Here is a 25,970-nt window from a genome sequence, read left to right on the forward strand (position 1 = left end):
TAGCACCATGCTCCAGTGCCGCACCCTTGCCACCGCCGCTGGCGGCACGGCGCCCGCCTCGCTGTGGGTGGACCTGTGCCAACCGACTCCGGAGGAACTGGACCAGGCGTCGCGGCAGGTGGGTTTCCGCATTCCCGACCGCGCCGGTATCAGCGAGATCGAGTTCAGCAGCCGGGTGCGCGTGGAAGGCGAGGCGCTGGTGCTGAACCTGCCGCGTTTCCAATACGAAGTTGAGCATATGGTCGGGCCGCTCGGGTTCGTGGTGGAGCCCAATGCACTGGTGGTGCAGCGCGAGCACCGCATCGATGCGCTGGAAGGCGTAGAGGCCGAACTGGCCAAGCACCCCTGCCAGGGCTCGGCCGATCTGTTCCTGCGCATGATCGAACATATCGTCGACCGCCTGGCCGATCTGCTGGAGTCGCTGGAAAGCACGATGAGCGAGTTCTCCCGGCAGGCGTTCAACCATCCCAAGGGCAAGCGGGCAACGCGGCGGCTGGAGCAGATGCTGCACGAGGTGGGCATGATGGGCCGGCGCATCGGCGCACTGCACAACACCCTGCACGGCATGCTGCGGATGATGAACTACCTGGATGAAGCCACCCCCGACTGGTTTGGCGCTGAGGCGCCAAAGCGCATCAAGCTGGTGATCAAGGACCTGACCTCCTTGAGTGAATTCGAGCAGCAACTGGGCGACCGCAACGAATTCCTGCTCGACAGCGTGCTGGGCCTGATCAACATGGACCAGAACGAGGTGATGAAAGTAATGGCGGTGGCCTCGGTGGTCGGTATTCCGCCGACCGTGCTGGTCGGCGTGTGGGGCATGAATTTCGCCTCGATGCCGGAACTGCATTGGCATTATGGCTACGCAATAGCGCTGGCTGCGGTGGGACTGAGCATCGTGCTGCCATTGCTGTGGTTCAAGCGGCGCGGCTGGATCTGAGCCTGCCGGCAGCAGGGCGATGTCGCCTACAATCGGCGCTGTTCTGAATGCCTGATGGAATCGATGTCTGCCAAACCCATGACCCCCGCCGGCAAGTTGTTTGCCGCCGCTGCACTGATTGAAGGCGTTACCTGGGCCGGTCTGCTGATCGGCATGCTGCTCAAATACGGCACCGGCACCACCGAGCTGGTGGTGTGGTTGTTCGGCCGCCTGCACGGGGCGGCGTTCCTGTTCTACGTCGCGGTCAGCCTGTACGCCTGGGTGAAGCTGCGTTGGCCGCTGTGGGCGATATTGCTGGCCCTGCTGGCGGCGGTGCCACCGCTGGTGACCGTACCGCTGGAAATGTGGTTCCGCCGCATCGGCCTGCTGTCCGCGCGCAGCGCCTGAGTGTGTACTACAGACAATGGCGCGGCCGGCTTCCACACGGCCACGCCATTGATGCTGCAAGGTGACGCTGGGTAGTACGGGCTCCGGCTGGTCAGTTACGGAAGCAGTTCTTGCGCGGTGTTGCTGTCGTCATGAATGTCGATGCTTTACCTCGTCAGCTGCCTTGCCCATTGCTTTCTGCGCCTTTCCAGCATTTTTTTCCATGTTGCCGGCCATCTGCTGGGTTTTATTGCCGGTCATCTTTCCAGCAGCTTCCTTGATGGCACCCTTGATTTCGTGTTTGGTGCCTTCAACGCGATTGCGGTCCACGAACGGTCTCCGGAAACGTCTGCGTTGCTGCAGACGCCTCGAGCCTGCGCAACCCCGGGTTTGCTGCGGGTGAGGGCGATGTTGCGATGGTGTTGTGGGCGCGCGGATATTTAGCCTGGGTTGGGGATATGCGTGTTTGGCGAGCACGCACATTCGCGACAGATGAGCAGGGCCTGCCGGGTACGCGCGGGGCTGTGAGGTGGAGGCCATTGCCATCGGGTTTGTATCGCTTATGTGCGTCGGCCAGCGCCCCGTGGCCACGCTGGTTGGCGGCAGGTGGGGGCAGGTGAGGGGCAAGGAAACCTGCCCTCTGCATCAGCTGCAGTGCCGGGCGGGCGGCACGCCGGCACAGCGGCCGGGCGGTCCGTCACCGCGCCAATCTGGCTGGCAGAGGTGTGCCTGCGGTTTTGATGGTGGATAATTCAATGGCCGACACTGCCATCAAGGCAGTGCCGCAGAGGGCCAGGAACGGCCGGGGGGGCAGAATTGCCGCCCACAGCGAGGTGGTTCGAGGGGGCTCCCGCATCGCGACAGGCAGGGTTCGTTTGCCGCAGGTTTAGGTTGGTTCTTCTAGTTTTCCCGGCTGCTCGGCTTCTCCATCAAGGAATTCAGGTGCAACACGCAAGCAAACAGCGGTACCGCACGGTGGGCCGCCAGGACTGGCTGCAGATGCCGCAGTGGGGCGATCAATGAGCAACAGTGTCACCACCAGCAACGGTCTGGATGCCGGTATCGCCGTGCTGCCTGCCGAGCACCCGTTGCCGATGCCCGAGCAATCGCTGCGCAGCGGCTCCCTGCATGTGCGCCGACAGAAGACCGCGCCGGCCAACATCGGCCTGCGCCGCCTGTACGTGTTCGGCACGACCGCGCTGACCACGCTGGCGGCGACCTGGCTGATGGCGCGGGTGCTGTCCAGCGGCGGCATCAATGTGCTGGAAGGCTGCCTGCTGGGCCTGTTCGTGCTGCTGTTCGCGTGGATCGCGATGTCCTTCGTCAGCAGCCTGGCCGGCCTGCAGGCGCTGCTGCGCGGCCGCCGCAAGCTCGGTATCTACCCGGATACCCCGCTGCCGCAGCTGCGCAGCCGTACCGCCTTGCTGATGCCCACCTACAACGAAGACCCGCGCCGGATGATGGCCGGCCTGCAGGCGATCTACGAGTCGGTCGCGGCTACCGGGCAGCTGGAGCACTTCGATTTCTACGTGCTCAGCGACACCACCCGCGATGCGATCGGCCGCGCCGAGGAGCAGGTATTCGCGCGCCTGGTGCAAGCCACCGGCGGTGCCGAGCGGCTGTATTACCGGCGCCGCGCCAGCAATGTCGGGCGCAAGGCCGGCAACATCGCCGACTGGGTGCGCCGTTTTGGTGGCGCCTACCCGCAGATGCTGATCCTGGATGCCGACAGCCTGATGACCGGCGACGTGATCGTGCGGCTGGTCTCGGCGATGGAAAACCACCCCAGCGTAGGCCTGATCCAGTCGCTGCCGGCCGTGGTCGGCGGGCGCACCGCATTCGCCCGCATGCAGCAGTTTGGTGGCCGCGTCTACGGGCCGGTGATGGCCTACGGCGTGGCCTGGTGGCACGGCGCGGAAAGCAATTACTGGGGCCACAATGCGGTGATCCGCACCCAGGCCTTCGCCGAGCAGGCCGGCCTGCCGGAGCTGCCCGGGCGCAAGCCGTTTGGCGGCCATGTGCTGAGCCATGACTTCGTCGAGGCGGCGCTGATGCGCCGTGGTGGCTGGGCCGCGCACATGGTGCCCTACCTGCATGGCAGCTACGAAGAAGGCCCGCCCACGCTGACCGACCTGCTGATCCGCGACCGCCGCTGGTGCCAGGGCAACCTGCAGCATTCCAAGGTGGTCACCACGCCGGGCCTGCACTGGGTAAGCCGGGTGCATATGCTGATTGGTATCGGCCACTACTTCACCGCGCCGATGTGGGCGATGCTGATGCTGATCGGCATTGCCATTCCGTTGATCCATGGCGGCATCGATCTGGCCCAGGAGCTGCACCTGAAGATCTCGCCGGTGCATTACTGGCGCGGCCTGGACCAGAACGGCGTGTTCTGGGTGTTTCTGGTGACCATGGTGGCGTTGCTGTCGCCCAAGCTGATGGGCTATGTGGCGATGCTGACTTCGCGCAAGGAGCGCATTGGCTGCGGCGGTGCCGCGCGCGCTTTTGTTTCGATGCTGCTGGAGACCGTACTGGCAGCCTTGATGGCGCCGGTGGTGATGTACGTGCAGTCGCGCGGCGTGGCCGAAGTACTGGCCGGCAAGGACTCGGGCTGGGATGCACAGCAGCGCGATGACGGCAGCATTTCCGTGCGCGACCTGCTGCGCAGTTACGGCGGCCTGAGCGTATTCGGCGTGGTGATGGGCGTGGCCGCCTACGTGGTGTCGCCGTCATTGGCGGCCTGGATGGCGCCGGTGGTGATCGGCATGGCGCTGGCGGTACCGGTGGTGGCATGGACCTCCTCGCGCAAGGCCGGCGACTGGCTGCGCCGGCACGGCCTGCTGTGCATACCCGAAGAAAGCGCTCCCCCGGCCGTGCTGCTGCGCGCCGCCGAGCTGCGGGCAGCCGCGTTGAAAGAACCGCTGCAGGACTGAAGCGATGCCGTTCCTACAGGACCCCGGATCTGCGGTGGTTTTGTGGGAGCGGCGTAAGCCGCGAAGCCGGTGGTACTGCGGCCGCCATTCAATCAGCAACCTGACCAATGCAGCCGGCCTTGCTTCAACCGGCCACATAGCCAGCTTCGCGGCTAACGCCGCTCCTACAAGAATCCGGATCTGCGGTGGTTTTGTAGGAGCGGCATAAGCCGCGAAGCCGGCAGCACCGCGGTCTTCATTCAATCAGCAACCTGACCAATGCAGCCTGCCTAGCTTCAACCGGACACATAGCCAGCTTCGCGGCTGACGCCGCTCCCACAAGAAGCCGGATCTGCGGTGATTTTGTAGGAGCGGCATAAGCCGCGAAGCAGGCAGTGCTGCGGCCGCCATCCAATCAGCAACCTGACCAATGCAGCCGGGTTTGCTTCAACCGGCCACCCGATCAGCTTCGCGGCTAACGCCGCTCCTACAATCAATATTCCGGAATCCGGCGATCCCGGCAGCAGGCAGGCATAATCCCGGCTTGTCCCTGGGAGTTGTAGACATGCTGGAAACAGTGGAGCAGCAAACCGGCGCGGTGCCGGAATGGTCGGTGATCTGGTTGCATGGGCTCGGTGCCGATGGCCATGACTTCGCGCCGATCGTGCCCGAGCTGGTGCGCCCGCAGTGGCCTGCCATCCGCTTCGTGTTTCCGCATGCCCCCAAACGCCCGGTCAGCATCAACAACGGCATGCCGATGCGGGCGTGGTATGACATCGTCAGCATGGATTTCCGCAGCCGCGCCGACGCAACCGGTGTGGCCGAATCGGTGCAGCAGCTTGAAGCGTTGATCGCCCGCGAGCAGGCCCGCGGCATTCCCGCCAGCCGCATCGTGCTGGCCGGGTTCTCGCAGGGCGGGGCGATCATCCTGTCGGCCGGGCTCAAGCGCAGCGAGCCGGTGGCCGGGCTGGTGGCCTTGTCCACCTATCTGCCGGAAGTGGATGCCGCTGCGGCACAGCTGGTGGAAGGCGCGACCGCGCAGCCGGTGTTCATGGCCCATGGCAGCGCCGATCCGGTCATTCCGCTGCAGGTTGCCGAGCACAGTGCGCAGGTGCTGAAGACCTTGGGCTTCGACGTGCAATGGCAGCGTTACCCGATGGCCCACCAGGTCTGCGACGAGGAAATCCACGCGCTCGGCGACTGGCTGCAGGCCCGCTTCGCACAGGCCTGAGCAGTTTGTGAGCTGCAGCGCAGTTGCCGGTTTGTTGACGGCGGCGCGCGCCGAACCCGGCTACCATGTCGCCACGACTGGGGAGCCGTGAGCGAGGTAAGTGTGTGAAGGTAGTGATTGCCGATGACGAGCCGTTGGCGCGCGAGCGCCTGCGCGCGCTGTTGGCCGAGCTTGGGCAGGTGAACGTGGTGGGGGAGGCGGCCAACGGCAATGATGCGTTGGATGTCTGCGCGCAGACGCTGCCGGATCTGGTGCTGTTGGACATCGCCATGCCGGGCCTGGACGGTCTTGAAGTTGCGCGCCACCTGGCCCGCTTCGAGCCGCGCCCGGCGGTGGTGTTCTGCACCGCCTATGACGCGCACGCCCTGTCGGCCTTCGAGGCAGCGGCGATCGACTACCTGATGAAGCCGGTGCGCGCCGAGCGCCTGCTCGCAGCGCTGGAGCGTGCGCGCACTTTCATCGCCGGCCGCCTCAGCGCGGCACCGGCCGCGGCCACTCCTGCACGACGGGTGCTGTGCGCGCGGCTGCGTGGCAGCCTGCGGCTGGTGCCGGTGGAGGACATCCTGTACCTGCAGGCCGAGGAGAAGTACGTGGTGGTGCACCATCTGCGCGGCGAGGATTTGATCGAGGAATCGCTGCGCTCGCTGGAAGACGAGTTTTCCGGGCGCTTCATCCGCATCCATCGCAATTGCCTGATTGCCCGCGATCGGCTGCAGGAGGTGCGGCGTACGTCGGCCGGGCAGGTGCAGGCAGTGCTGCGGGACGTCCCGCAGCCGCTGGAAATCAGCCGCCGCTGCGTGGCGGGTTTGAAGACTGAACTGGAACGGCGGTGACCGGGCTGCTGGCAGCGGCGATAATGGCGGCATGAGCATCCTGCGTATCGCCACCCGAAAGAGCCCGCTTGCCCTGTGGCAGAGCGAACACGTTGCCGACCGCCTGCGCCACGCCCATCCGGGGTTGCAGGTGGCGCTTGTGCCGATGAGCACGCGCGGCGATGAAATCCTCGACCGTTCGCTGGCCGCCATTGGCGGCAAGGGCCTGTTCCTGAAGGAGCTGGAAGTGGCGATGCTGCGCGGCGACGCCGACTGCGCGGTGCATTCGCTCAAGGACGTGCCGATGGAACTGGAGCCGCCGTTTGCACTGCCGGCGATTCTGACCCGTGCCGACTCCGCCGACGCCTTCGTATCCAACCACTATCCCTCGCTGGAAAGCCTGCCGCAGGGCGCCTGCGTGGGCACCTCGTCACTGCGCAGGCAGGCCCAGCTGCGCGCGCTGCGCCCGGACCTGCAATCGCGTGACCTGCGCGGCAACGTCAATACGCGCTTGGCCAAACTGGATGCCGGCGAATACGACGCCATCATCCTGGCCTGCGCCGGTCTGGAACGCTTGGACCTGGGTGCGCGTATCCGTGACCGCCTGCGCGCGCCGCAGTGGTTGCCGGCACCGGCTCAGGCAGCGGTGGCGATCGAATGCAGGGCCGAAGATACAGCGACCATCAACCTGCTCAAGGGGCTGGATGACGCCTCCACGCGCAGCTGCGTGGAAGCCGAGCGGGCCATGAACCGCGCGCTGGATGGCAGCTGCCATGTACCGGTAGCGGGTCTGGCGCAGTGGCGCGGCGAGGAGCTGTGGTTGCAGGGCCTGGTCGGCGGCGTGGCCGATGGCCGCGTGGTGCGCGCACAGGCACAGGGCCCGGCCAGCAACCCGGAGGCCGTGGGTCGCGAAGTGGCAAGGCTGCTGTTGGAAGGTGGCGCAGGCGAGCTGCTGCGCTGAGGTTGGCGGCCATATTGGCTGTTGTGGGCTGTTGTAGGAGCGGCGTAAGCCGCGAAGCCACAAATTCCTGGTTCCGCCATGGGCGCCGATCATATCGGCGCGCACGCATGGTCAGCTTCGCGGCTTACGCCGCTCCCACAACACCGACTGCCGGCCTTTCCTGGGTTCCCCTGCCAAGCATGGCGCTGCACTACCGATGCCGATTGTTCCGGGTTTGCCGGTAACGCCTCTGCCGAGCATGGCTCGGCACTACGGTGCTGGACCTCGGCAGGGAGCTGAGCCCTCCCTTTGCCGTAGGCAAGGGGAGGGTTGGGAGGGGTGCTTTGGCTTTGGCTTCGAGGCCTACCCCATCCGCACAACCAACGCGGGCATCACTTGAAGCTGTAAACCACGTTCATGGTGGTCAGGGTGTCGGTCTTGCGCTTGTCTTCGGCGACGTCGCTGTTGTGGCGGGCCTGCCAGCCGGCCTTCAGGGCGAAGTGCTTGTTCATGCTTACCGATACGCCGAAGTCATTCTGCGCGAAGGTGTTGTACGAGCCGGATTCCACCAGCAGCGAGTTGACCAGTTCGGTGTTCTCGGTGAGGGCGTATTTCAGGTCGAACAGGCCACGGCCGATCAGGCCGGTGCGGTCTTCGTCGGTGTCGGCATTGTGCGAGCGACGCACACCGGGGCCGATCTGCGTATCCAGGATCAGGCGCTCACCATCGATCAGCCGGGTACCGTAGCCCAGACCGAAGCTGGCCTGACGGTCATAGGTGGCGAAATCGTCACTTTCGTAACGCACCGTGGCAGTGAGCTGGCGATGCTCGCCCAGCTGCAGGGCGCTGCCGGCGCTGCCGGTGTACCGGTTGGCAGTGGTCTGGCGCTTGCGGGTGGTGCTGCCGTCGTCGGCGGTTTCGGTGTATTCAGCGCTGGAGCGCAGGCCGAACAGGTCCATGGAATGGATCCAGTCATCGTCGGTGTAGCGCAGCTTCAGGCGGCCGTTGAAACTTTCGGTGGTGCTATTGCCGTGCGCCGAGGCAAAGCCCAGTTCGCCGCCACTGCCGCTCCAGGGTGAGGTCATGGCGGCCAGCTCGGAAGCGTCGTCGGCCCAGGCCAATGGGGCGCTGAGCAGCAACGGCAGCAATAGGGAAACACGCAGGGACATCGGGGGGTCTCCAGGGGCGAAACGGGAATGGGTGGCATTTGGATGATACCGGATGGCCCCTGATGCCCAGACGGATGCGGGCCGGGGCTTCATTTGCGGTTATACGGGCCGCAGGCGTGCTCCATTGCTGCCCGGAGTCGGACATAATCCGGGCATGGACCGCTATGAACGCATCAATGCGCTGCATCGTCTGCTCAAGTCCGCCCGCTACCCGGTCACGGTGATGCGGCTGCAGGAGGAGTTGAGCTGTTCCCGTGCCACGGTCTACCGCGACCTGGCCTTCCTGCGTGATGCGCTGATGGCGCCGGTGGAGGGCGATGGCGAGGCCGGCTTCCGCTACCAGAGCGGCGAAAGCGACCGCTTCGAGCTGCCGGGTTTGTGGCTGAGCTCGGAGGAACTGCATGCCTTGCTGGCATCGCAGCACCTGCTGTCGCGTACCGGCGGCGGGGTGCTTTCGTCGATGCTGGCGCCGCTGCAGCAGCGTATTGAAGGATTGCTGGCGGCACAGGCCGGTGCCTCGCATTGGCCGGTGGAGCGGGTGCGGGTGATTCCGCACCGCGGCCGCAAGCTGGACGAAGCCAGTTTCCGCACGGTGGCCTCCGGGGTGCTGGAGCGCAAGCAGCTGTCGTTCGAGTACCGCGCGCGCTCCACGGACGAGGCGACACGGCGTACGGTATCGCCGCAGCGCATTACCCATTACCGCGACAACTGGTATCTGGACGCCTGGGACCACAACCGCGAAGCGGTACGCAGTTTTGCGGTGGACCGCATCCATCAGGCACGCCTGCTGGACCAGCCGGCGCGTGATGTTGCCGACAGCGAGCTGGATGAGCAGTTGGCGGCCAGCTATGGCATTTTCTCGGGTGCGCCGAAGGGCTGGGCCACCATTGTGTTCAGTGCCAAGGCGGCGCGTTGGGTGGCTGATGAGCATTGGCATTCCAAGCAGCAGGGGCGCTTCCTTGCCGATGGGCGCTACGAGTTGAAGCTGCCGTACAGCGTGTCGCGCGAGCTGCTGATGGACGTGCTGCATTACGGCTCGGATGCGGAGATCGTGGAGCCGCAGTCCTTGCGCGAGCAGGCCAAGGCGCTGTTGTCGCTGGCCTTGAGCAATTACGACTGAGCAAGCTTCGTTTGGCCCTTGCGTTGCTTTAGCGTTGCTTTGCTTCGCTCATGCTCTGCTTTCCCCTCTCCCGCCTGCGGGAGAGGGGTAGGGGTGAGGGCAGCTCCTGCTTGTTGCTGTTGCCCGTGCTGTTGTTTTGCGGAACAGCAGAGCAACGGCCAAAGCTGGATCCAAAGCCAAAGCCAAAGCCAAAGCCAAAGCCAAAGCTTCCCCTCACCCCAACCCCTCTCCCGTAAACGGGAGAGGGGACGGCAAGAGCAAAGCCAAGGCAGAGCACAAAGCAGAAGCCAAAGCCAAAGCCAAGGCCAAGGCCAAAGCAGAAGCCAAAGCCCCCAAAGAAAATAGCCGCTTTCGCGGCTGTTTTCTTTACATCACTTCGCCATCAAACTTTCCGCCATCAAACCCGGGCGAAGATCAACGTCGCATTGGTGCCACCAAACCCGAAGCTGTTCGACATCACCGTGTCCAGCTTCGCTTCCTGGGTCTTGCGCAGGATCGGGAAGCCTTCCACGCGCTCGTCCAGGGTCTCGATGTTGGCCGAGCCAGCCATGAAGCCATCACGCATCATCAGCAGGCAGTAGATCGCCTCGTGCACGCTGGCTGCGCCCAGCGAGTGGCCCGACAGCGCCTTGGTCGAGGACAGCGGCGGCACGGCGTCGCCAAACACCTGGCGTACCGCGCCCAATTCGGTGACGTCGCCCAGCGGGGTCGAGGTGCCGTGGGTGTTGAGATAGTCGATCGGTCGGTCCAGGCCTTCCATCGCCATCTTCATGCAGCGCACTGCGCCTTCGCCGGATGGGGCGACCATGTCGGCACCGTCGGAGGTCACGCCATAGCCAACCAGCTCGGCATAGATGCGCGCGCCACGGGCCACGGCGTGGTCGTAGTCTTCCAGCACCAGCATGCCGGCGCCGCCGGCAATGACGAAGCCGTCGCGGTTGGCGTCATACGGACGCGAGGCGGTGGCCGGGGTTTCGTTGAAGCTGGTCGACAGTGCACCCATCGCGTCGAACATCACGCTCATCGACCAGTGCAGGTCTTCACCGCCACCGGCAAACATCACGTCCTGGGCGCCATGGCGGATCAGGTCGGCGGCCGCGCCGATGCAATGCGCCGAGGTGGCGCAGGCGGCCGACAGTGAGTAGCTCAGGCCCTTGATGCTGAAAGCGGTAGCCAGGTTGGCCGACACGGTCGAGCACATCGTGCGCGGCACCATGTACGGGCCCACCTTGCGCACACCACGGTTGCGCAGCAGATCGGCCGCTTCCACCTGCCATTCGCTGGAACCGCCGCCGGAACCGGCAATCAGCCCGCTGCGCACATTGCTGACCTGGCTCTCGTCCAGGCCGGCATCGGCGATGGCGTCACGCATGGCGACGTAGCTGAAGGCGGCCGCATCGCTCATGAAGCGCTTGAGCTTGCGGTCCACCTGGGCGTCCAGGTCGATATCGACCTTGCCGCCCACCTGGCTGCGCAGGCCGGCTTCGGCGTGGTCGGGCAGGGCGACAATGCCAGGGCGGCTGTCACGCAGGGCGCTGGAGACGGTATCCAGATCGTTGCCAAGGCAGGACGTGATGCCCATGCCGGTAATGACGACACGACGCATCAGAAGCTCTCGGTTGAGGTGAACAGACCTACGCGCAGGTCCTTGGCGGAATAGATCTCGCGGCCGTCGACCAGCATGCGGGCGTCGGTCTGTGCCATCACCAGCTTGCGGTTGATCACGCGCGAGACATCGATTTCGTACTGCACCAGCTTGGCGCTGGGCAGCACCTGGCCGGTGAACTTGACCTCGCCACAGCCCAGCGCACGGCCGCGGCCTTCGGCGCCCAGCCAGGTCAGGTAGAAGCCGGTCAGCTGCCACATGGCATCCAGGCCCAGGCAGCCGGGCATTACCGGGTCGCCAATGAAGTGGCAGCCGAAGAACCACAGGTCAGGACGGATATCCAGTTCGGCCCGGATCATGCCCTTGCCATGTGCGCCACCGTCCTCGCGGATTTCGGTGATGCGGTCGAACATCAGCATCGGGTCGTTGGGCAGGCGGCCTTTGTTGGGGCCGAAAAGTTCGCCACGCGCGCTGGCCAGCAGCTGGTCGCGCGAGAAAGCATGCAGACGGGTCATCCGGGGTAATCCAAAGCCTTTGCGAGCCGCCGAGCATGCTGCAGCATTGCCGTTCAATCAAATGTTTTAACTGGACGGTTGCGTATGTTAGCTGCAGATAAGCGCCGTTCGCGGGCTGTTACGGGAGGTATGAATAAGTACATTTGTGAGGACAAGTGTGCATTTAGCGACAACAGCTATCATGTTGACGACCTTTTCGGACTGTTGCCTTGAGCCCACAACGCAAGATCATCCATGTCGACATGGACGCCTTCTACGCGTCCGTGGAGCAGCGTGATGACCCGGATTTGCGCGGACGGCCGGTGGTGGTGGCCTGGCGCGGGGCGCGTTCGGTGGTCTGCGCGGCCTCCTATGAGGCGCGCAAGTTCGGGATACGCTCGGCGATGCCGGCGCTGCGGGCCGAGCGGCTGTGCCCGGATGCGGTGTTCGTGCCGCCGGACTTTGCCCGCTACAAGGCGGTATCACGGCAGATCCGCGAGATCTTCCTGGGCCACACGCCGCTGGTGGAGCCGCTGTCGCTGGATGAGGCCTACCTGGATGTAAGTGACTCGCCCAGCTGTGGCGGGATCGCCACCGAGATCGCCCGCACCATCCGTGCCCAGATCCGCGAGACCACCGGCCTGACCGCCTCGGCCGGCATCGCACCGAACAAGTTCCTGGCCAAGGTGGCCTCGGACTGGCGCAAGCCCGATGGCCAGTTCGTGGTGCCGCCGTCGCGGGTCGAGCAGTTCCTGACGCCCTTGCCGGTCAAGCGGGTGCCGGGCGTGGGCAAGGTGATGGAAGGCAAGTTGTCGGCCCTGGGCATCGTCACCGTGGGTGATCTGCGCGCGCTGCCGCTTGAGCAGTTGCAGGCCTTGTTCGGCAGTTTTGGTGGTGGCCTGTACCGGCGCGCACGCGGTATCGATGATCGGCCGGTGGAGCCGGACCAACCGGTGCAGTCGATTTCCTCGGAAGACACGTTTGCCGAAGACCTGCACATGGGCGAGTTCGACGAGGCAATCACCCAGTTGGCAGAACGCACCTGGCGTGCAACCGGCCGCACCGAGCGCATCGGCCATACCGTGGTGCTGAAGTTGAAGACGGCGCAGTTCCGTATCCTTACCCGCAGCTATACACCGGATACGCCGCCCAGCTCGGTCGAGGAGCTGCGCGATATCGCCCTGGCCTTGTGCCAGCGCGTGCAGCTGCCGGGCGATACGCGTTATCGCCTGGTCGGCGTGGGCCTGGCCGGCTTCCGTGATCGCGAAGAAAGTGTGGTGCAGGGGGATCTGTTCCGCAGCACAGTGGCAGGCTGAGCACATCCTTTGCGCGGGCCCGCGCCGCTACAATCCAAGCTTCATTGTCGGGAGTGTGGATGCGTGGCGATCAAGGCCCTGGTGTTCGATTTGGATGGCACGCTGGTAGACAGCGCGGGTGATATCGCCGAGGCAGTGAACCTCACGTTGCAAGAGCTGGCGTTGCCGCGCGTATCGGAGGCGACGGTGCGCAGCTGGATAGGCGAGGGCGTGCGCAAGCTGATGACCACCGCATTGGCGCATGCCAACAGTGCATTGGTGCTGGATGCGGTGATGCCGGTTTTCATGCGTCATTACACCGCATGCCTGCTGCGCAGCCCGCGTCTTTATGACGGTGTTGGCGAAACCCTGGCTGCATTGCAGGCGCGCGGCCTGCCGATGGCCATCTGCACCAACAAACCATCGGCGCTCGTATTGCCGTTGTTGCAGCACCTTGGAATAGCGGAATTTTTCGCCCACATCATCGGTGGTGATTCATTGCCGCAGCGCAAGCCCGCAGCAGAGCCGTTGCTGCATGTGGCGGCGCTGTTGCAGCAGCCGGCGGGGAATTGCCTGATGGTGGGTGATTCAGGCACCGATCTGGGCGCGGCCAATAATGCCGGCATGCCGATCGTGCTGGTGCGCTATGGCTATCTTCGCGACCTGGATCTGGACGCCGTCGATGCAGTGGCAGTCATCGACGATATGCGCGAGCTGCTGGCGATCGTGCCCTGATGAAGGGTGAAGGCGCGGCCAGTGCAGAAGCACCCTGCTGGTGGGAGCGGCGTAAGCCGCGAAGCCGGCAGTAATGACGCAACGGGAATATGCGCAATCGGATGATCCATCAGCTTCGCGGCTGATGCCGCTCCCACAGGGCGCAGGAATACCCGGCTTGTAGGAGCGGCGTAAGCCGCGAAGCCGGCAGTAATGACGCAACGAAAATATCCGCAATCGGATGATCCACCCGCTTCGCGGCTGACGCCGCTCCCACAGGACGCAGGAATACCCGGCTTGTAGGAGCGGCGTCAGCCGCGAAGCCGGCAGTAATGACGCAACGAAAATGTCCGCAATCGGATGATCCATCAGCTTCGCGGCTGACGCCGCTCCCACAGGGCGCAGGAATACCCAGCTTGTAGGAGCGGCGTAAGCCGCGAAACCGGCAGTAATGACGCAACGGGAATATCCGCAATCGGATGATCCATCAGCTTCGCGGCTGACGCCGCTCCCACAGGGCGCAGGAACACCCGGCTTGTAGGAGCGGCGTAAGCCGCGAAGCCGACAGTAATGACGCAACGGAAATATCTGCAATCGGATGATCCACCCGCTTCGCGGCTGATGCCGCTCCTACAGGACGCAGCGCTGTTCCGCTTGTGGGAGCGGCATCAGCCGCGAAGCTATCTTGGGTTACGCGCAATCCTGCTGTGGAGGATGCTGATCCGCCCCCGCTAGCGCGGCGTCTGCGCCAGTGCGCGGTAATCGCGCGGGGTCATGCCCACGGTGTTCTTGAACTGACGCGAGAACGCGCTCTGATCGGAAAACCCACAAGCCTGGCCGACGCCGGCAATGCTCGATTCGGTGAACAACATGCGCGTGGCTGCGTCGATCCGGAACTTGGTGAGCAGCTGCTGCGGGGTGAGCTGGAAGACTTTCTTGAACAGGCGTTCCAGCTGCGCCACCGACACGCCGCTCTTGCCGGCAAGCGTGCGTACCCGCAGCGGTTCGTGGAAGTGCGCCTGCATGTATTCCACCGTGTCGAGCAGCCGCTGGAACGAGGAGTGCTCGCGGTCAGGCTGACCCAGATCGCGGGAGATGCCGATCAGACCGACGATGCGGTTGTCTTCCACCAATGGCTGCTTCAGCGTCAGGCACCAGCCGGGGCTGCGGTTGGCGTACAGCTGCAGTTCGAGCAGATCCTCGATGACTTCACCACCGAGCACGCGTTGATCCTGCTGGATATAGCGTGCGGCCAGATGCGCCGGGTAGAGCTGCAGCACGCTTTTGCCGACGATTTCCTCGCGGCTCTTCTTGGCAAGCCGCTGCATCAAGGTCTGGTTGACGTGGGTATACCGGCACTCGGTGTCCTTGATGAAGAAAACCACGTCGGGTAATGGATCAAACATGCGCACCAGCACCTGGGGCGACAGGGTGACAGCCATGGCTGTGCTCTCCGTTGCAGAGCGCACACCCTGCCATCTCGACGGTGTCCTCTCAAGCAAAATAACTGTGCTCAAATCCGCATCGTGGGGGCGAACAAATGCCTAGCGGGGCGCGGCCGAAGCAGCGGATCATGGGGCATCGAAATGTCCGGTCAAAATAGATTTCGCTTTATTTTGACTATACAAATCAATTGGTTGGGCGATATTTTCACCCGCCAATGTTCGCAGGCGGTGCAAGCGCTGTCGCGTCGGGGAGCAGCTGCAATCGATAGCTGACGGTTCCATTCGGCGGATTTCAATGTCGCGAAGGCAGCACCAATCCGTCCGTTTGCGGGGAAAGATCCCGACCCGTTTGCCACGCAGGCACCGAACGCCTGCGGCGTCGATTGCGGGCCTTCATAACGCGTAGCGACACGCTTTCGCCTGCGCGCCTCGAGGCGGAAAACTGCGAATCCATCAGCATGATTGCGCGGCCACCGCGTTGGGCCCGTCTTCAACTTGGGTGTGCGCTTGAAGCTGTAACGCTCCACCGCGGATGCAAACGCACTGGGCCGACGGCATGACCGTCGGCCCAGTTCTTTTCAGCGTAGCGAAGGCGGCGTGGTGGACGCCGCCTTGCCGGCTCAGTTGGCCTTGCTGTTGTAACGCAGGGTCAGCTGGTACTCGCGGCCCGGCTGGTTGTACCAGGCAACGGTTTCGTAGTCGCGGTCGAACACGTTGGCGGCCTTGGCCTGCAGGCTCCAGGCATCGTTGATGGCGTATTCAACGCGCACGTCCATGGTGCCGTAGCCGGCCAGGCGAACGGTGTTGGCGGCGTTGTCGAAGCGGTGGCCACTGCCAGCGGCGGTAATACCAAGACGCAGCGGGCCGAAGCTCTTGTCCACGTCGATGCGGCCGCTGGTGCGTGCGCGGCGGGCCAGCAGATTGTCGTAGCTGGCGGCACCGGAGGTGTGGTCGCGCGGGTCGGTGAAGCTGGCCTGGGCGTTGATGTCAAAACCGGCCAGCGAAACAAAGCCGGTCAGCTCGGCGCCACGGATGCGCGCTTCGGCGACGTTGACCAGGTCGAAGTTGCTGTCGTAGCCGATCAGCTGGTCGACGCGGGTTTCGTAGGCGTTGAAGGTCCAGTTCCAGTTGTCGGCGTACTGCGCGATGCCCAGGTTCAGGCTCTTGGATTCTTCCGGCTTCAGATTCGGGTTGCTGAAGCCCGGGTAGTACAGGTCGTTGAAGGTCGGCGCCTTGAAGCCGGTGCCGGCGCTGGCGGTCAGGCGCAGGCCATTGCCGAAGGCAAAGCCATAACCCAGGCTGCCAGTGGTGTGGTTGCCGAACTGCTCGTTGTCGTCGTTGCGCACGCTGGCCTGCAGCGTGTGCGCGCCGAACTGGCCCTGGTACTCGGCAAACACGCCCAGGTTGTCGCGCTGGTCGATGTCGAAGGCGGTGGAGCTGGTGACCTTGTCGTTCTGCCAATCGGCACCGGCGGTGATCTGCTGGCCTTCGGCGAAGCTGAAATCGCCCTGCACGCTGGCGGTGTCGCGGCGGGTGTCGAAGGCGCTGGCGAAGCTGCGGGTGCCGGCGTCGGCATCGGCGAAGTAGTTGTCGGCTTCGTCGCGGTTGCGGCCAACCTGGGCAGTCAGGCGGAAGGCATCCGAAGCGGTCCAGGCGAGCTTGGCACCGTAGACCTGCTGGCGGTTGTCGGCTTCGTTGCCGCCAAAGATGCTGCCGTCGTATTCGTTGAAGCTGTCGGCATTGAGCACGTGGCCTTCCAGGCTCAGCGTGTCGGTCAGCGCATAGCCGCCGCGCACGTTGATCGAGGTGTTGCGGTAGCCATCGCGGTCCGGCTCATCGGCGAAGCAGCCCGCGCCCCAGCCAGCGGCGGTGCCACGGCAGGCGTTGATGCCGTCGGTCTTCTGGTAGCCGCCCTGGGCCGAAATCCAGCCGCGCTCACCGCGGTTGCTGAAGCCGGCGCTGACCTGGCGCAGGTTGTTGCTGCCGGCGGTGATCGCCAGGTTCTGCTGCAGGCCCTGGCCGGCAGTGCGGGTGAAGATCTGGATCACGCCGCCAATGGCCTCGGAGCCGTACAGGCTCGAACGCGGGCCGCGCACGATTTCCACGCGTTCGATCTGGTCAACCGGCAGGTCCTGCAGTGCGGCCATGCCATTGGTGGCCGACGCCACGCGCACGCCGTCCACCAGCACCAGCACCTGGTTGGAGTTGCTGCCACGCAGGAACAGCGAGGTGATCTTGCCGGTGCCGCCCTGGTTGGCGAAATCCAGGCCAGCGCGGCCGCGCAGCAGTTCCTGCAGCGAGTTGGCCTGGCTGCGGTCGATCTGTGCACGGTCGATGACCTGCACCGGCACCACGCTGTTCTCGATGGAGATCGGGGTGCGGGTGGCGGTAACCGTGACGTCGTCCAGCTCGGTCGGTGCGTTCTGCGCAGCGGCAACGCCTGGCAGCGCCAGGGCAAGGGCGAGGGAAAGGGTGTGGTAAGACAGTTTCATGGAAGCTCCTGAGCCTGCACGCTCCCGCGCAGGCGGATGGGGAAGGCTGCCAGAGGAGGGAGAAGACGGAGGCGGCGCACACGGCGCTACAGCCGCCGCCATGCCCTCCGCATCGCAACCAGTCGGCTTTCGGGCCGGTCTCCGGACTCGCAGGCGAAGCAGCCTTGCTGCTTCCGTCCAGACGCCTTCCCGTGCCGTGCACAGTGGCGCCATGTCTGGACTTGTCCTGCTTACCGTTGCGGGGGCAGCGCCGGAATGGCGACATGCTGGAGATCCAGCAGTGCGCGGCACCGGCTTCCCGTTTCAACCGGCCGGCAATGCCGGTCGGTCACCCGAAAGTGCGCGCATTCTATGCCATTGCCGGCAGCCCTGCCGGAATGGCTGTTCACGACAGCGCGGCGGCAGCGAACCAAACCCAAGGTAGCCCGGGTAAGCGCCAGCGCACCCGGGAACTGCAGGGTGCCGCAGCTTGCAGCAACGCTCGACGCCGATTTCCCCGGGTGCGCTGCGCTTACCCGGGCTACGTTCCTGTTCGCGCCAGTGTGGCGGTAGCGCACCATGCCCAAGGTAGCCCGGGTAAGCGCCAGCGCACCCGGGAAGTGCAGGGTGCCGCAGCTTGCAGCAACGCTCGATGCCGATTTCCCCGGGTGCGCTGCGCTTATCCGGGCTACGTTCCGTTCGCGCCTGTGCCGCCAACCGGCAACACCAATGGGCGGTAATGCCTGCCGAATGGCTAGAATGCGGGCTGCAAACGCAGTATCGGAAGTGTCGTGACAGAAACATGGTACGGGCAGGCCTGCGGGCAGCCTTCGCAGGAATACCGGCAGCGTGCGCTGGCCCGCCAGCGCCAGCTGACCAAGCCGGAAGGCGCCTTGGGCCGCTTGGAGACATTGGCCGTTGAACTGGCAGCGCTGCAAGGCGTGGATCAGCCGGGGGCGCAACGCGTACCGGTGGTGGTGTTCGCTGGCGACCACGGTGTCACCGCGCAGGGGGTTTCGGCCTATCCGGCGGAAGTGACGGTGCAGATGCTGCACAACTTTGCCGGCGGTGGCGCCGCCATCGCGGTGCTGGCGCGCGAACTGGGCCTGCCGTTGCACGTCTGGGATGTGGGCAGCCGCGCTACCTCGGCCATTGCCGGTGTGGTCAGTGCCAAGACGCGTTACGGCACCGACGATTTCAGTGCCGGGCCGGCAATGTCCGCCGACGACCTGGACGCCGCATTCGATGCCGGCCGCCGCGCGGTGGAAGTGGCCTGCGCCGACGGTGCGGACCTGCTGGTGTTCGGTGAGATGGGCATTGGCAATACCACTGCCGCAAGTGCCTTGGCTGCGGTGCTCGGCCCGCTGCCGCTGGAAGAACTGGTCGGTGCCGGCACCGGTCTGGATGCGGTGCGCATGGTGCAGAAGAAGAACCTGATCGCCCGCGCGCTGAGCCTGCATGGCGAGGCGATCACCGCCGCGCAGTCGCCGGGCCTGGAGGCACTGCAGCGCGTGGGCGGTCTTGAGATCGCCGCGATCAGCGCGGCGATGATCGCCGCCGCGCAACGCCGGGTTCCGGTGCTGGTGGATGGCTTCATCGTCTCTGCCGCTGCGCTGGCGGCAGTGCGCATCAATCCCAGCCTGCGGCCATGGCTGCTGTTCTCGCATCAATCGGCCGAGCGGGGTCACATCCGCTTGCTTGAGGCGCTGCAGGCGCAGCCGTTGCTGGCATTGGACCTGCGGCTGGGCGAAGGCTCCGGCGCGGCGCTGGCATTGCCGCTGGTACGCATGGCCTGTGCCCTGCACAACAGCATGGCGACGTTTGCCGAAGCGGCCGTCGCCGATCGCGATGGCAACGCATGATTCTTGATCTGCTGCGGCATGCGTCCACCGGGCGCGCCGGCCACCTGGACGGGCGTACCGATCCGCCCTTGGTCGACGGTGCGATGGATGCCTTGTACCGCTGCCATGCCGGTATCGGCTGGAGCCGGGTGATCAGCTCGCCGCGCCGTCGCGCGCTGGATACCGCGCATGCGCTGGTGGCCGGCAGCAACCAGTTCTGCGAGATCCATCCGGATTGGGCCGAGCTCGATTTCGGCGATTGGGACGGCCTGCATTTCGATGAACTTCCCGCCGAGCAGTTGGCCGGGTTCTACAGCGAGCCGCATGACGTGGTGCCGCCCAATGGCGAATCCTGGCAGCAGTTCCAGGCACGCGTGGAAGAACAACTGCACCGCCTGGTGGACGAAGATGATGGCGACGGCCAGCCGGTATTGGTGGTCAGCCACGCCGGCGTGCTGCGGCTGGTGGTGTCGCGCGTTTGTGGCATGGCTTTGTCGTCGTTGTGGGCGATGCGCATTGATTACGGCACGCGCGTGCGGCTGCGCGTTGAACGTGGCGAAGACGGCCTGCTGTGGGGCGAACTGCTGGAGTTGCGACAGCCATGAGCGTGCGCCGACTGATCCTTGCCATCCAGTTCCTGACCCGGCTGCCCACGCCGCAGGTGCGCGATTTCCGTCAGCAGGATCTGAGCAGGTCGGCGGTGTACTACCCCTTGGTCGGCGCCATCATCGGCGTATTGCTGGCGCTGCCGCTGTATGGCTTGGCTGAGCGGCCATGGTTGGCCGGCGCCTTGACCCTGCTGATGTGGGTATGGGTGACCGGCGCCTTGCATCTGGATGGCTTGGGCGATGTGGCCGATGCCTTCGGTGCGGCGCATCGCAACCCGCAGCGCTTCCTGGAAGTGCTCAAGGACCCGCATATGGGCGTGTTCGGCGTGGTCACGCTGATCATGCAGTTGCTGCTCAAGTTTGTGCTGTTGACCGAACTGGCGGTAAGCCCATTGTGGTTCGGGATCGTGCTGGTGCCGGCCTGGGCGCGCTGGGGCACCTTGTGGTGGAGCCAACGGATACCGTCGCTGCATGGCGATGGCCTTGGCGAGCGTTTTTCCTGGCAGCTGCGTCCTGCGGTGATGTGGCTGTGGGCGTTGCTGCTGGCGGCGATCAGCGTGTTTGTTGCCTGGCCGTTGCTGCTGGCGTTGTTGCTGGTGCCGCTGGTGGCGCTGTGGTGGAAGCGCAAACTCGGAGGCATCTCCGGCGACGGCCTGGGTGCCAGCGTCGAAGTCACTGAAACAGTGTTACTGCTGGCCCTGGTGATAGCAGCAAATGTTGTAGGAGCGGCGTAAGCCGCGAAGCCACAGTTGCTGCCGGCGCCGCGCATGGCGAACTACCCGCAGCAATTACCGTGCGATCTGCTGGATGGCCAGCCTCGCGGCTGATGCCGCTACAAAAGAAAACCCGGTAGGTGTGGGAGCGGCGTAAGCCGCGAAGCCATAGTTGCTACCGGTGCCGCGCATGGCGAACCACCAGCAGCAACTGCTGTGTGATCTGATGGATAGCCAGTTTCGCGGCTGACGCCGCTCCTACAAAAGAACATCCGGTACTTGTAGGAGCGGCGTAAGCCGCGAAGCCACAGTTGCCGCCGGCGCCGCGCAAGGTGAACTAACAGCGGCAACGACTGTGCGATCTGATGGATGGCCAGCCTCGCGGCTGACGCCGCTCCCACAACAGCCTACGAGGCTTCACTCCTCGAAGCGAATCTCGCGGGTCTCTTCTTCGTCGGCATCAGGCTGCATATGCGTTTCGTGCACCGGGCCGGCCAGTTGCCCGGCGCGTAAGGTGGGCAATCCGGCAACTGCGATTTCGTACTCGGCAACCAGTTGCTGGCGGCGCGCTTCGGGGATTTCCTGCCAATGACAGCCGAGCAGTGCACCTTCCAGCGAATACAGCAGGTTGAGGCTGGGCTTGAAGCCGGCGCGACGAACTTTCATGAACGCCGCGACCGGGCCGATCGCGCTCAGATCCTGCTCGCTGCGCAAACCGACCTGACGCAGCCAGGCTGCACTCTTGGGGCCGATATTGCGCAGCTTGGGCGCGCTCATTGCAGCGCCTCGACAAATACCTGGGCGATGGCTTCCAGGCCAAGTTGATCATCGGCGTCAAAGCGCGCGAGCACCGGGCTGTCGATATCCAGCATGCCGATCAGTTCGCCGTTGTGCACCAGCGGCACCACCAGTTCCGAGCGCGAGGCCGAGTCGCAGGCGATATGCCCGGGGAAGGCATCCACGTCGTCGATGCGCTGGGTCTGGCGGCTACTGGCCGCGGCACCGCATACGCCCTTGGAGAGGGGAATGCGCACACAGGCCGGCAGGCCCTGGAACGGACCAACCACCAGTTCCTTGCCGTCGTAGAAGTAGAAACCCACCCAGTTGAGCTCTGGCAGCGCGTGGTAGACCAGCGCCGACAGGTTGGCGGCATTGGCAATCCGGTCGGCTTCGCCATAAACCAGTGCGCGGGCCTGGGCCAGCAGCTGGGCGTACTGTTCCGGCTTGCTGCCGGTGAGTGTGTCGGTACTGAACATCGTTGAGAGTCTAGCCGCTGCGTGACCCGCGATTCTGCCAGCGGCTGCCGGCAAACGCAGCCATCGCCAATGGAATGCTGGATCGCGGGCAAAAAAAGACCCGGCAGCGGGAGGGAGCTGCCGGGTCCGGATTGCGCGGGGGAGGGACCGCGCAAATGCTGTTGTAGGGGTATCAGCGGGCCTTGCGTTCGGCCTTGGCGGCAAACGGTTGGCTGGCGAGTGCGCCCAGCGCTGCGCTGGTTTTCAGGCTGAGCCCGACCACTTCCTGGTTGGCGCTGGCCAGCCGTTCCATGCTGTCGCGCGCCAGCTGCATTCCCTTGGGCAGCAGCGCCTGCAGATCCGCCTGCGCGCCGGCCTGCGCCAGTTCGCCCAAGAACCCGGCTGCCGCGGTGGTATTGCGCTCGAACGCACGCAACTGCACCCCGAACACGCTTTCCGCATTCTCCAGCGCAAGCCGGTTGGCACGGTTGGCGGCAGCGGTGAGCTGCTGGGTATAGCTGCTGAAGTCGTTGAACTGAGCGGACATCGGTGCAATCCAGCTGGGCGTGTTGCGTTGCAGCATAGCGTGGATTTTGCGCAGTGCAACATTCAATAGTGAACGGTTCAGTATCTCGCTTCTCTGTAGAGCCGAGCCATGCTCGGCTGGAGCCTTATCGGGAAAGCCTCTGCCGAGCATGGCTCGGCACTACGGCTCCCTCCCTTTGCCGCAGGCAAGGGGAGGGCTGGGGAGGGGTTGGCTTTGCGGCCCCTTTCAAGCGCTGCCAGCTTCGCGGCTTACGCCGCTCCTACAGAACTGCGGTGCTTGCTTCGGTAAGGCTTCTGCCGAGCATGGCTCGGCACTACCGCTCCCGTCAGGCGGCTTTGTCGCCCTTGTAGCTGCAACCCGAAGTACAGGTCTCGTGCACCACTACTTCGCTGAGCAGCGGCAGTGCCGGCTTCAGCTTCTCCCAGATCCACATCGCCAAGCGTTCGCTGGTGGGGTTTTCCAGGCCGGGGATGTCGTTGAGGTAGTTGTGGTCGAGCTGGTCGTACAAGGGCTGGAAGGCGGCCTTGAGCTCGCTGAAATCCATGATCCAGCCGGTCTCCGGGCCGGGCTCGCCGCTGACCCGCAGCTCGATGCGGAACGAGTGGCCGTGCAGGCGCGAGCATTTGTGGCCGGCCGGGACGTTGGGCAGCCGGTGTGCGGCTTCTAGGGTGAAAACCTTGAAAATATCCATGAGCGCAATTGTAGGGCGACGCCGCCGTTGCGCGTATCCGCCCGTGATGCCAGTCATGTTTTCATATCCATCAAGATAGAGCGATGTAACGGTTGGTTATGTGCGAATGCAGCAAAGTGATTGGCCGGACATTTGCCTGTCATGAGGTACTGCCCGGGTTGTCATTCACCTCCTCCGGATTCCATGCCTACTCGTTCCCTGCTCGCCTTCGCGGTGGCCGCTGCTGTCGCCGCTCCCTCCCTCGCCCTGGCTGAAACGGCTGCCGATGGCAGCAAAACCCTCGATGCGGTGCGTGTCACCGGTTCCAACATCAAGCGCACCGATACCGAAACCGCCAATCCGGTGCAGGTGATTGAACGCCAGCAACTGGAGCAGACCGGCAAGGCCAGCGTGGCTGACCTGCTGCGCTCGATCTCAGCCAATACCGGCAATGCCAGCAACGAAACCAGCAACAGCGGCTGGGCTTCCGGTTCGGCCGGCATCGGCCTGCGCGGCTTGTCGCAGAAGAACACGCTGGTGCTGCTCAACGGCCGTCGCCTGGCCAACTACGGTTTCCCGGCAGGTGGCCTGTCTGACACGTTCGTTGATCTCAACGCGCTGCCGCTGGTCGCCGTTGAACGCATTGAAGTGCTCAAGGATGGCGCCTCGGCCGTGTATGGCTCGGACGCGGTTGCCGGCGTGGTCAACATCATCACCCGGCAGAATTTCGAAGGCGCCGAAGTCGGTGTCAGCGGCGGTACCTCCGATGCCGGCGGCCTGGATCAGCAGAACCTCAAGTTCGTTGGCGGCATCGGTGATCTGCAGAACGATGGCTACAACATCCTAGTGTCGCTGGAAGGCTATAACCGCGACCGACTCGACCAGGACCAGCGCGAGCTGACCCGCTCGGGCATCTACACCGACAAGGCGGGCGGGCGCTGGAATGGCTGGTCGGCGAAGGGCGCGCGTTATCTGATCAGCGGCAAGTCGGTGCCGATGCTTGATGCCGCCGGCAACTGCCCGGAAGGCACGGTACTCACCGCCAGTGCGCCGATCGATGGTCTGGCCGGCGACACCTGCGCCTTCAACCAGGCGCCGTACACCACGCTGATTCCCTCGACCAAGCGCTGGCAGGCCTATGTCAACGGCACGCTGCGCATCAGCGACTCGGTGGAAGCGTTCGCCGATGTGATCTACAGCGACATCAAGGGCGTGTCCTGGTTCGGTTCCAGCCCGTTCTTCACCCTGGAAAGCGGGCGCTTTGCCCTCAACGCCGATACCGGCCTGGCCGAGCCGGTGCGCTCGACCCTGCCGGCATCCAATCCGTACAACCCGTATGGCGTGGACGTACCGATCGAGTACACCTTCTTCAACCTGGGCGGCACCATCAAGACCAACCGTTCGCGCTCCTATCGCGGCGTGCTTGGCCTGCGCGGCCAAGGCGAGAAGTGGGATTGGGAACTGGGCGCCTTCCAGGCCGCCAGCAAGCAGCGCGAAACCGTGTCCGGTGGCTTTGCCAACCGCTGGACGCTGTATGACGCCCTGGCCACGGGCAGCTATAACCTGCTCAACCCGTCGGCCACCGATCCTGCGGTGCTGGCAGCCATCGGCCTGAGCACGCTGCGCCCGGCCGATTCGGTGCTCAAGGGCATCGACGCCAAGGTATCCGGCACTCTGGGTGAAACCTGGGCTGGCCCGATTGGTTTCGCCGCAGGTGCAGAATGGCGGCAGGAAAAGCTCGACTCCGACAATCCCTGGCAGATCGATGCCGGCCTGCAGGTGCGCCCGGCCATTGCCGAAGTACACGGGCAGCGCCAGGTCAGTGCTGCCTACGCGGAAGTCAGCGTGCCGCTGCACAGCACGCTGGAGTTGCAGGCGGCTGCGCGCGCGGATCACTACAGTGATTTCGGCAATGCCTTCTCGCCCAAGCTGGGCCTGCGCTGGCAGCCGTTGGACTGGTTGCTGGTACGTGCCGCGGCTTCGCGTGGTTTCCGTGCGCCGTCGTTGTCGGAGAACTCGGCATCGACCAGCATCGCCTACGGTTCGGTGGTGGACCCGCACGATCCGGACGTGGCCGGTTCGCGACAAAACCCGACCTTCTTCACCGTAGGCAACACCAACCTCGACCCGGAGCGCACCCGCAGTTTCAACGCCGGCTTCGTGCTGTCGCCGTGGCAGAACACCAACCTCAGCGTGGACTATTACCGCATCAAGCTGGACAACCTGATCGGCAGTGGCAACACCACCACGCTGGTGGCGGAAAACGACCCGGCCAATGTGCTGCGTGATGCACGCGGCAAGCTGTTGGCGGTCTACAACCGCTACCAGAACCTGAGCGAGCTGGAGACGTCGGGCATCGATGTGGAGCTGCGCCAACGCTGGCAGACGGCGGCTGCGGGCGATTTCGGTCTGTCTTCGGCGCTGACCTACGTGATCGACTACAAGCGCCCGCAGGTGGTTGGTGGCCCGCTGGTGGATTACGCCGGTTCCAACCTCGGCCCCTCGCTGCCCGATACCAAGGCCACCACCACGCTGGATTGGGCGCTGGGTGATTGGCGCACCGCACTGACCTGGTATTACACCAGCAGCTATGACCAGCAAGGCAGTGCTGCTGCCAAGGCGGTGCAGAAGCAGGTGGCCAGCTACAGCCAGTTCGATCTGTATCTGGGTTACACCGGCATCGACAAGCTGACCGTGTACGCCAAGGTGCAGAACATCGGTGACCGCCAGCCGCCCTACGACGCCACCTTCCCGGGCGTGCGTGCGCCCTACGACTTCAGCCAATACGACCTGCGTGGCCGCTATTACACGCTGGGCTTTGATTACCGCTTCTGATTCGAA

Annotated in this window: 23 protein-coding genes and 1 riboswitch; of the genes, 13 read left to right on the plus strand and 10 right to left on the minus strand. The window is 64.6% G+C overall.

What is annotated here, in order from left to right; translation table 11 throughout:
* Window positions 1-7 precede the first annotated feature (7 nt).
* Together BCV67_RS12450 and BCV67_RS12455 are read left to right on the plus strand one after the other, a co-directional pair.
* Complete coding sequence (locus tag BCV67_RS12450) at window positions 8-940, plus strand: CorA family divalent cation transporter (protein ID WP_065868118.1); 933 nt, start codon at window positions 8-10, stop codon at window positions 938-940.
* 78 nt (window positions 941-1,018) lie between these two features.
* A complete protein-coding gene (locus BCV67_RS12455) occupies window positions 1,019-1,327 on the plus strand; it encodes a DUF3817 domain-containing protein (RefSeq protein WP_062171811.1) in 309 nt (102 codons plus the stop codon).
* 129 nt (window positions 1,328-1,456) lie between these two features.
* On the opposite strand, the gene BCV67_RS12460 is transcribed toward BCV67_RS12455, so the two are convergent.
* A complete protein-coding gene (locus BCV67_RS12460) occupies window positions 1,457-1,636 on the minus strand; it encodes a CsbD family protein (protein ID WP_057630613.1) in 180 nt (59 codons plus the stop codon).
* Window positions 1,637-2,325: 689 nt separating this feature from the next.
* Here BCV67_RS12460 and mdoH point away from each other — a divergent pair.
* From mdoH to hemC, 4 genes are all read left to right on the plus strand, one after another.
* Window positions 2,326-4,239 carry a glucans biosynthesis glucosyltransferase MdoH gene (mdoH, locus tag BCV67_RS12465; protein WP_062169550.1) on the plus strand — a complete coding sequence of 638 codons (1,914 nt, stop codon included), beginning with the start codon at window positions 2,326-2,328 and terminating at the stop codon, window positions 4,237-4,239.
* A gap of 544 nt (window positions 4,240-4,783) precedes the next feature.
* On the plus strand, window positions 4,784-5,449 hold the full coding sequence (locus tag BCV67_RS12470; protein ID WP_062169548.1) for an alpha/beta hydrolase: 666 nt from the start codon (window positions 4,784-4,786) through the stop codon (window positions 5,447-5,449).
* A 65-nt stretch (window positions 5,450-5,514) separates the two neighbouring features.
* On the plus strand, window positions 5,515-6,282 hold the full coding sequence (locus BCV67_RS12475) for a LytR/AlgR family response regulator transcription factor (protein WP_172837741.1): 768 nt from the start codon (window positions 5,515-5,517) through the stop codon (window positions 6,280-6,282).
* A 31-nt stretch (window positions 6,283-6,313) separates the two neighbouring features.
* On the plus strand, window positions 6,314-7,222 hold the full coding sequence (hemC, locus tag BCV67_RS12480) for a hydroxymethylbilane synthase (RefSeq protein WP_062169544.1): 909 nt from the start codon (window positions 6,314-6,316) through the stop codon (window positions 7,220-7,222).
* 371 nt (window positions 7,223-7,593) lie between these two features.
* Here the strand turns inward: hemC and BCV67_RS12485 are convergent, their stop codons facing one another.
* Complete coding sequence (locus tag BCV67_RS12485; RefSeq protein WP_062169543.1) at window positions 7,594-8,370, minus strand: DUF481 domain-containing protein; 777 nt, start codon at window positions 8,368-8,370, stop codon at window positions 7,594-7,596.
* 154 nt (window positions 8,371-8,524) lie between these two features.
* On the opposite strand from BCV67_RS12485, the gene BCV67_RS12490 reads away from it, so the two are divergent.
* Window positions 8,525-9,490 carry a helix-turn-helix transcriptional regulator gene (locus tag BCV67_RS12490; RefSeq protein ID WP_062169540.1) on the plus strand — a complete coding sequence of 322 codons (966 nt, stop codon included), beginning with the start codon at window positions 8,525-8,527 and terminating at the stop codon, window positions 9,488-9,490.
* Window positions 9,491-9,887: 397 nt separating this feature from the next.
* On the opposite strand, the gene fabB is transcribed toward BCV67_RS12490, so the two are convergent.
* Entirely contained in the window at window positions 9,888-11,096 is a 1,209-nt protein-coding gene (gene fabB, locus BCV67_RS12495; protein WP_062169538.1) for a beta-ketoacyl-ACP synthase I, read from the minus strand.
* Entirely contained in the window at window positions 11,096-11,611 is a 516-nt protein-coding gene (gene fabA / locus BCV67_RS12500) for a 3-hydroxyacyl-[acyl-carrier-protein] dehydratase FabA (RefSeq protein WP_057627977.1), read from the minus strand. The genes fabB and fabA overlap by 1 nt, the downstream gene beginning before the upstream one ends.
* A 209-nt stretch (window positions 11,612-11,820) precedes the next feature.
* Between fabA and dinB the strand changes: the two genes are divergently transcribed.
* Both dinB and gph read left to right on the plus strand, forming a co-directional pair.
* Window positions 11,821-12,906 (plus strand): DNA polymerase IV, encoded by a 1,086-nt coding sequence (gene dinB / locus BCV67_RS12505; RefSeq protein ID WP_062169536.1) that lies wholly within the window; start codon window positions 11,821-11,823, stop codon window positions 12,904-12,906.
* 63 nt (window positions 12,907-12,969) lie between these two features.
* Window positions 12,970-13,620: a phosphoglycolate phosphatase gene (gene gph, locus BCV67_RS12510; RefSeq protein ID WP_062169534.1), complete on the plus strand. Its 651-nt coding sequence runs from the start codon at window positions 12,970-12,972 to the stop codon at window positions 13,618-13,620.
* Between the two features lie 710 nt (window positions 13,621-14,330).
* On the opposite strand, the gene BCV67_RS12515 is transcribed toward gph, so the two are convergent.
* Together BCV67_RS12515 and btuB are read right to left on the minus strand one after the other, a co-directional pair.
* Window positions 14,331-15,041 carry an AraC family transcriptional regulator gene (locus BCV67_RS12515; protein ID WP_062169532.1) on the minus strand — a complete coding sequence of 237 codons (711 nt, stop codon included), beginning with the start codon at window positions 15,039-15,041 and terminating at the stop codon, window positions 14,331-14,333.
* A gap of 623 nt (window positions 15,042-15,664) precedes the next feature.
* Complete coding sequence (btuB, locus tag BCV67_RS12520) at window positions 15,665-17,536, minus strand: TonB-dependent vitamin B12 receptor (RefSeq protein ID WP_172837742.1); 1,872 nt, start codon at window positions 17,534-17,536, stop codon at window positions 15,665-15,667.
* Between the two features lie 115 nt (window positions 17,537-17,651).
* Window positions 17,652-17,887, minus strand: a riboswitch (cobalamin riboswitch).
* A 419-nt stretch (window positions 17,888-18,306) separates the two neighbouring features.
* Here btuB and cobT point away from each other — a divergent pair.
* From cobT to cobS, 3 genes are read left to right on the plus strand one after another with little or no spacing between them, the layout of a single operon-like run.
* A complete protein-coding gene (gene cobT, locus BCV67_RS12525; protein WP_062169530.1) occupies window positions 18,307-19,377 on the plus strand; it encodes a nicotinate-nucleotide--dimethylbenzimidazole phosphoribosyltransferase in 1,071 nt (356 codons plus the stop codon).
* The gene (locus BCV67_RS12530) at window positions 19,374-19,961 is read left to right on the plus strand and encodes a histidine phosphatase family protein (RefSeq protein WP_062169528.1); all 588 of its coding nucleotides are present in this window, start codon (window positions 19,374-19,376) and stop codon (window positions 19,959-19,961) included. Before cobT ends, BCV67_RS12530 begins: the two co-directional genes overlap by 4 nt.
* Window positions 19,958-20,698 carry an adenosylcobinamide-GDP ribazoletransferase gene (gene cobS / locus BCV67_RS12535; protein ID WP_065868119.1) on the plus strand — a complete coding sequence of 247 codons (741 nt, stop codon included), beginning with the start codon at window positions 19,958-19,960 and terminating at the stop codon, window positions 20,696-20,698. The genes BCV67_RS12530 and cobS overlap by 4 nt, the downstream gene beginning before the upstream one ends.
* A 396-nt stretch (window positions 20,699-21,094) precedes the next feature.
* Here the strand turns inward: cobS and BCV67_RS12540 are convergent, their stop codons facing one another.
* The 4 genes from BCV67_RS12540 to queD all read right to left on the minus strand — a co-directional run bounded on the left by BCV67_RS12540 (window position 21,095) and on the right by queD (window position 23,150).
* Window positions 21,095-21,454: a TfoX/Sxy family protein gene (locus tag BCV67_RS12540; protein ID WP_062169526.1), complete on the minus strand. Its 360-nt coding sequence runs from the start codon at window positions 21,452-21,454 to the stop codon at window positions 21,095-21,097.
* On the minus strand, window positions 21,451-21,933 hold the full coding sequence (locus BCV67_RS12545) for a GAF domain-containing protein (RefSeq protein ID WP_062169524.1): 483 nt from the start codon (window positions 21,931-21,933) through the stop codon (window positions 21,451-21,453). The genes BCV67_RS12540 and BCV67_RS12545 overlap by 4 nt, the downstream gene beginning before the upstream one ends.
* Before the next feature lie 172 nt (window positions 21,934-22,105).
* Window positions 22,106-22,459: a phasin family protein gene (locus BCV67_RS12550; RefSeq protein ID WP_062171805.1), complete on the minus strand. Its 354-nt coding sequence runs from the start codon at window positions 22,457-22,459 to the stop codon at window positions 22,106-22,108.
* A 325-nt stretch (window positions 22,460-22,784) separates the two neighbouring features.
* Window positions 22,785-23,150, minus strand: a complete 366-nt coding sequence (gene queD, locus BCV67_RS12555) for a 6-carboxytetrahydropterin synthase QueD (protein ID WP_062169522.1) — start codon at window positions 23,148-23,150, stop codon at window positions 22,785-22,787.
* Window positions 23,151-23,333: 183 nt separating this feature from the next.
* On the opposite strand from queD, the gene BCV67_RS12560 reads away from it, so the two are divergent.
* Window positions 23,334-25,964 carry a TonB-dependent receptor gene (locus BCV67_RS12560; protein ID WP_062169520.1) on the plus strand — a complete coding sequence of 877 codons (2,631 nt, stop codon included), beginning with the start codon at window positions 23,334-23,336 and terminating at the stop codon, window positions 25,962-25,964.
* Window positions 25,965-25,970 lie beyond the last annotated feature (6 nt).

The sequence above is a fragment of the Stenotrophomonas nitritireducens genome, from assembly GCF_001700965.1.
GTDB lineage: Bacteria > Pseudomonadota > Gammaproteobacteria > Xanthomonadales > Xanthomonadaceae > Stenotrophomonas > Stenotrophomonas nitritireducens_A.

Coding starts and splice junctions, on each gene's coding strand:
- BCV67_RS12450 (WP_065868118.1), top strand. CDS start 8: ATGCTCCAGTGCCGCACCCTTGCCACCGCCGCTGGCGGCACGGCGCCC.
- BCV67_RS12455 (WP_062171811.1), top strand. CDS start 1,019: ATGACCCCCGCCGGCAAGTTGTTTGCCGCCGCTGCACTGATTGAAGGC.
- mdoH (WP_062169550.1), top strand. CDS start 2,326: ATGAGCAACAGTGTCACCACCAGCAACGGTCTGGATGCCGGTATCGCC.
- BCV67_RS12470 (WP_062169548.1), top strand. CDS start 4,784: ATGCTGGAAACAGTGGAGCAGCAAACCGGCGCGGTGCCGGAATGGTCG.
- BCV67_RS12475 (WP_172837741.1), top strand. CDS start 5,515: ATGTCGCCACGACTGGGGAGCCGTGAGCGAGGTAAGTGTGTGAAGGTA.
- hemC (WP_062169544.1), top strand. CDS start 6,314: ATGAGCATCCTGCGTATCGCCACCCGAAAGAGCCCGCTTGCCCTGTGG.
- BCV67_RS12485 (WP_062169543.1), bottom strand. CDS start 8,370: ATGTCCCTGCGTGTTTCCCTATTGCTGCCGTTGCTGCTCAGCGCCCCA.
- BCV67_RS12490 (WP_062169540.1), top strand. CDS start 8,525: ATGGACCGCTATGAACGCATCAATGCGCTGCATCGTCTGCTCAAGTCC.
- fabB (WP_062169538.1), bottom strand. CDS start 11,096: ATGCGTCGTGTCGTCATTACCGGCATGGGCATCACGTCCTGCCTTGGC.
- fabA (WP_057627977.1), bottom strand. CDS start 11,611: ATGACCCGTCTGCATGCTTTCTCGCGCGACCAGCTGCTGGCCAGCGCG.
- BCV67_RS12515 (WP_062169532.1), bottom strand. CDS start 15,041: ATGGCTGTCACCCTGTCGCCCCAGGTGCTGGTGCGCATGTTTGATCCA.
- btuB (WP_172837742.1), bottom strand. CDS start 17,536: ATGAAACTGTCTTACCACACCCTTTCCCTCGCCCTTGCCCTGGCGCTG.
- BCV67_RS12530 (WP_062169528.1), top strand. CDS start 19,374: ATGATTCTTGATCTGCTGCGGCATGCGTCCACCGGGCGCGCCGGCCAC.
- cobS (WP_065868119.1), top strand. CDS start 19,958: ATGAGCGTGCGCCGACTGATCCTTGCCATCCAGTTCCTGACCCGGCTG.
- BCV67_RS12540 (WP_062169526.1), bottom strand. CDS start 21,454: ATGAGCGCGCCCAAGCTGCGCAATATCGGCCCCAAGAGTGCAGCCTGG.
- BCV67_RS12545 (WP_062169524.1), bottom strand. CDS start 21,933: ATGTTCAGTACCGACACACTCACCGGCAGCAAGCCGGAACAGTACGCC.
- BCV67_RS12550 (WP_062171805.1), bottom strand. CDS start 22,459: ATGTCCGCTCAGTTCAACGACTTCAGCAGCTATACCCAGCAGCTCACC.
- queD (WP_062169522.1), bottom strand. CDS start 23,150: ATGGATATTTTCAAGGTTTTCACCCTAGAAGCCGCACACCGGCTGCCC.
- BCV67_RS12560 (WP_062169520.1), top strand. CDS start 23,334: ATGCCTACTCGTTCCCTGCTCGCCTTCGCGGTGGCCGCTGCTGTCGCC.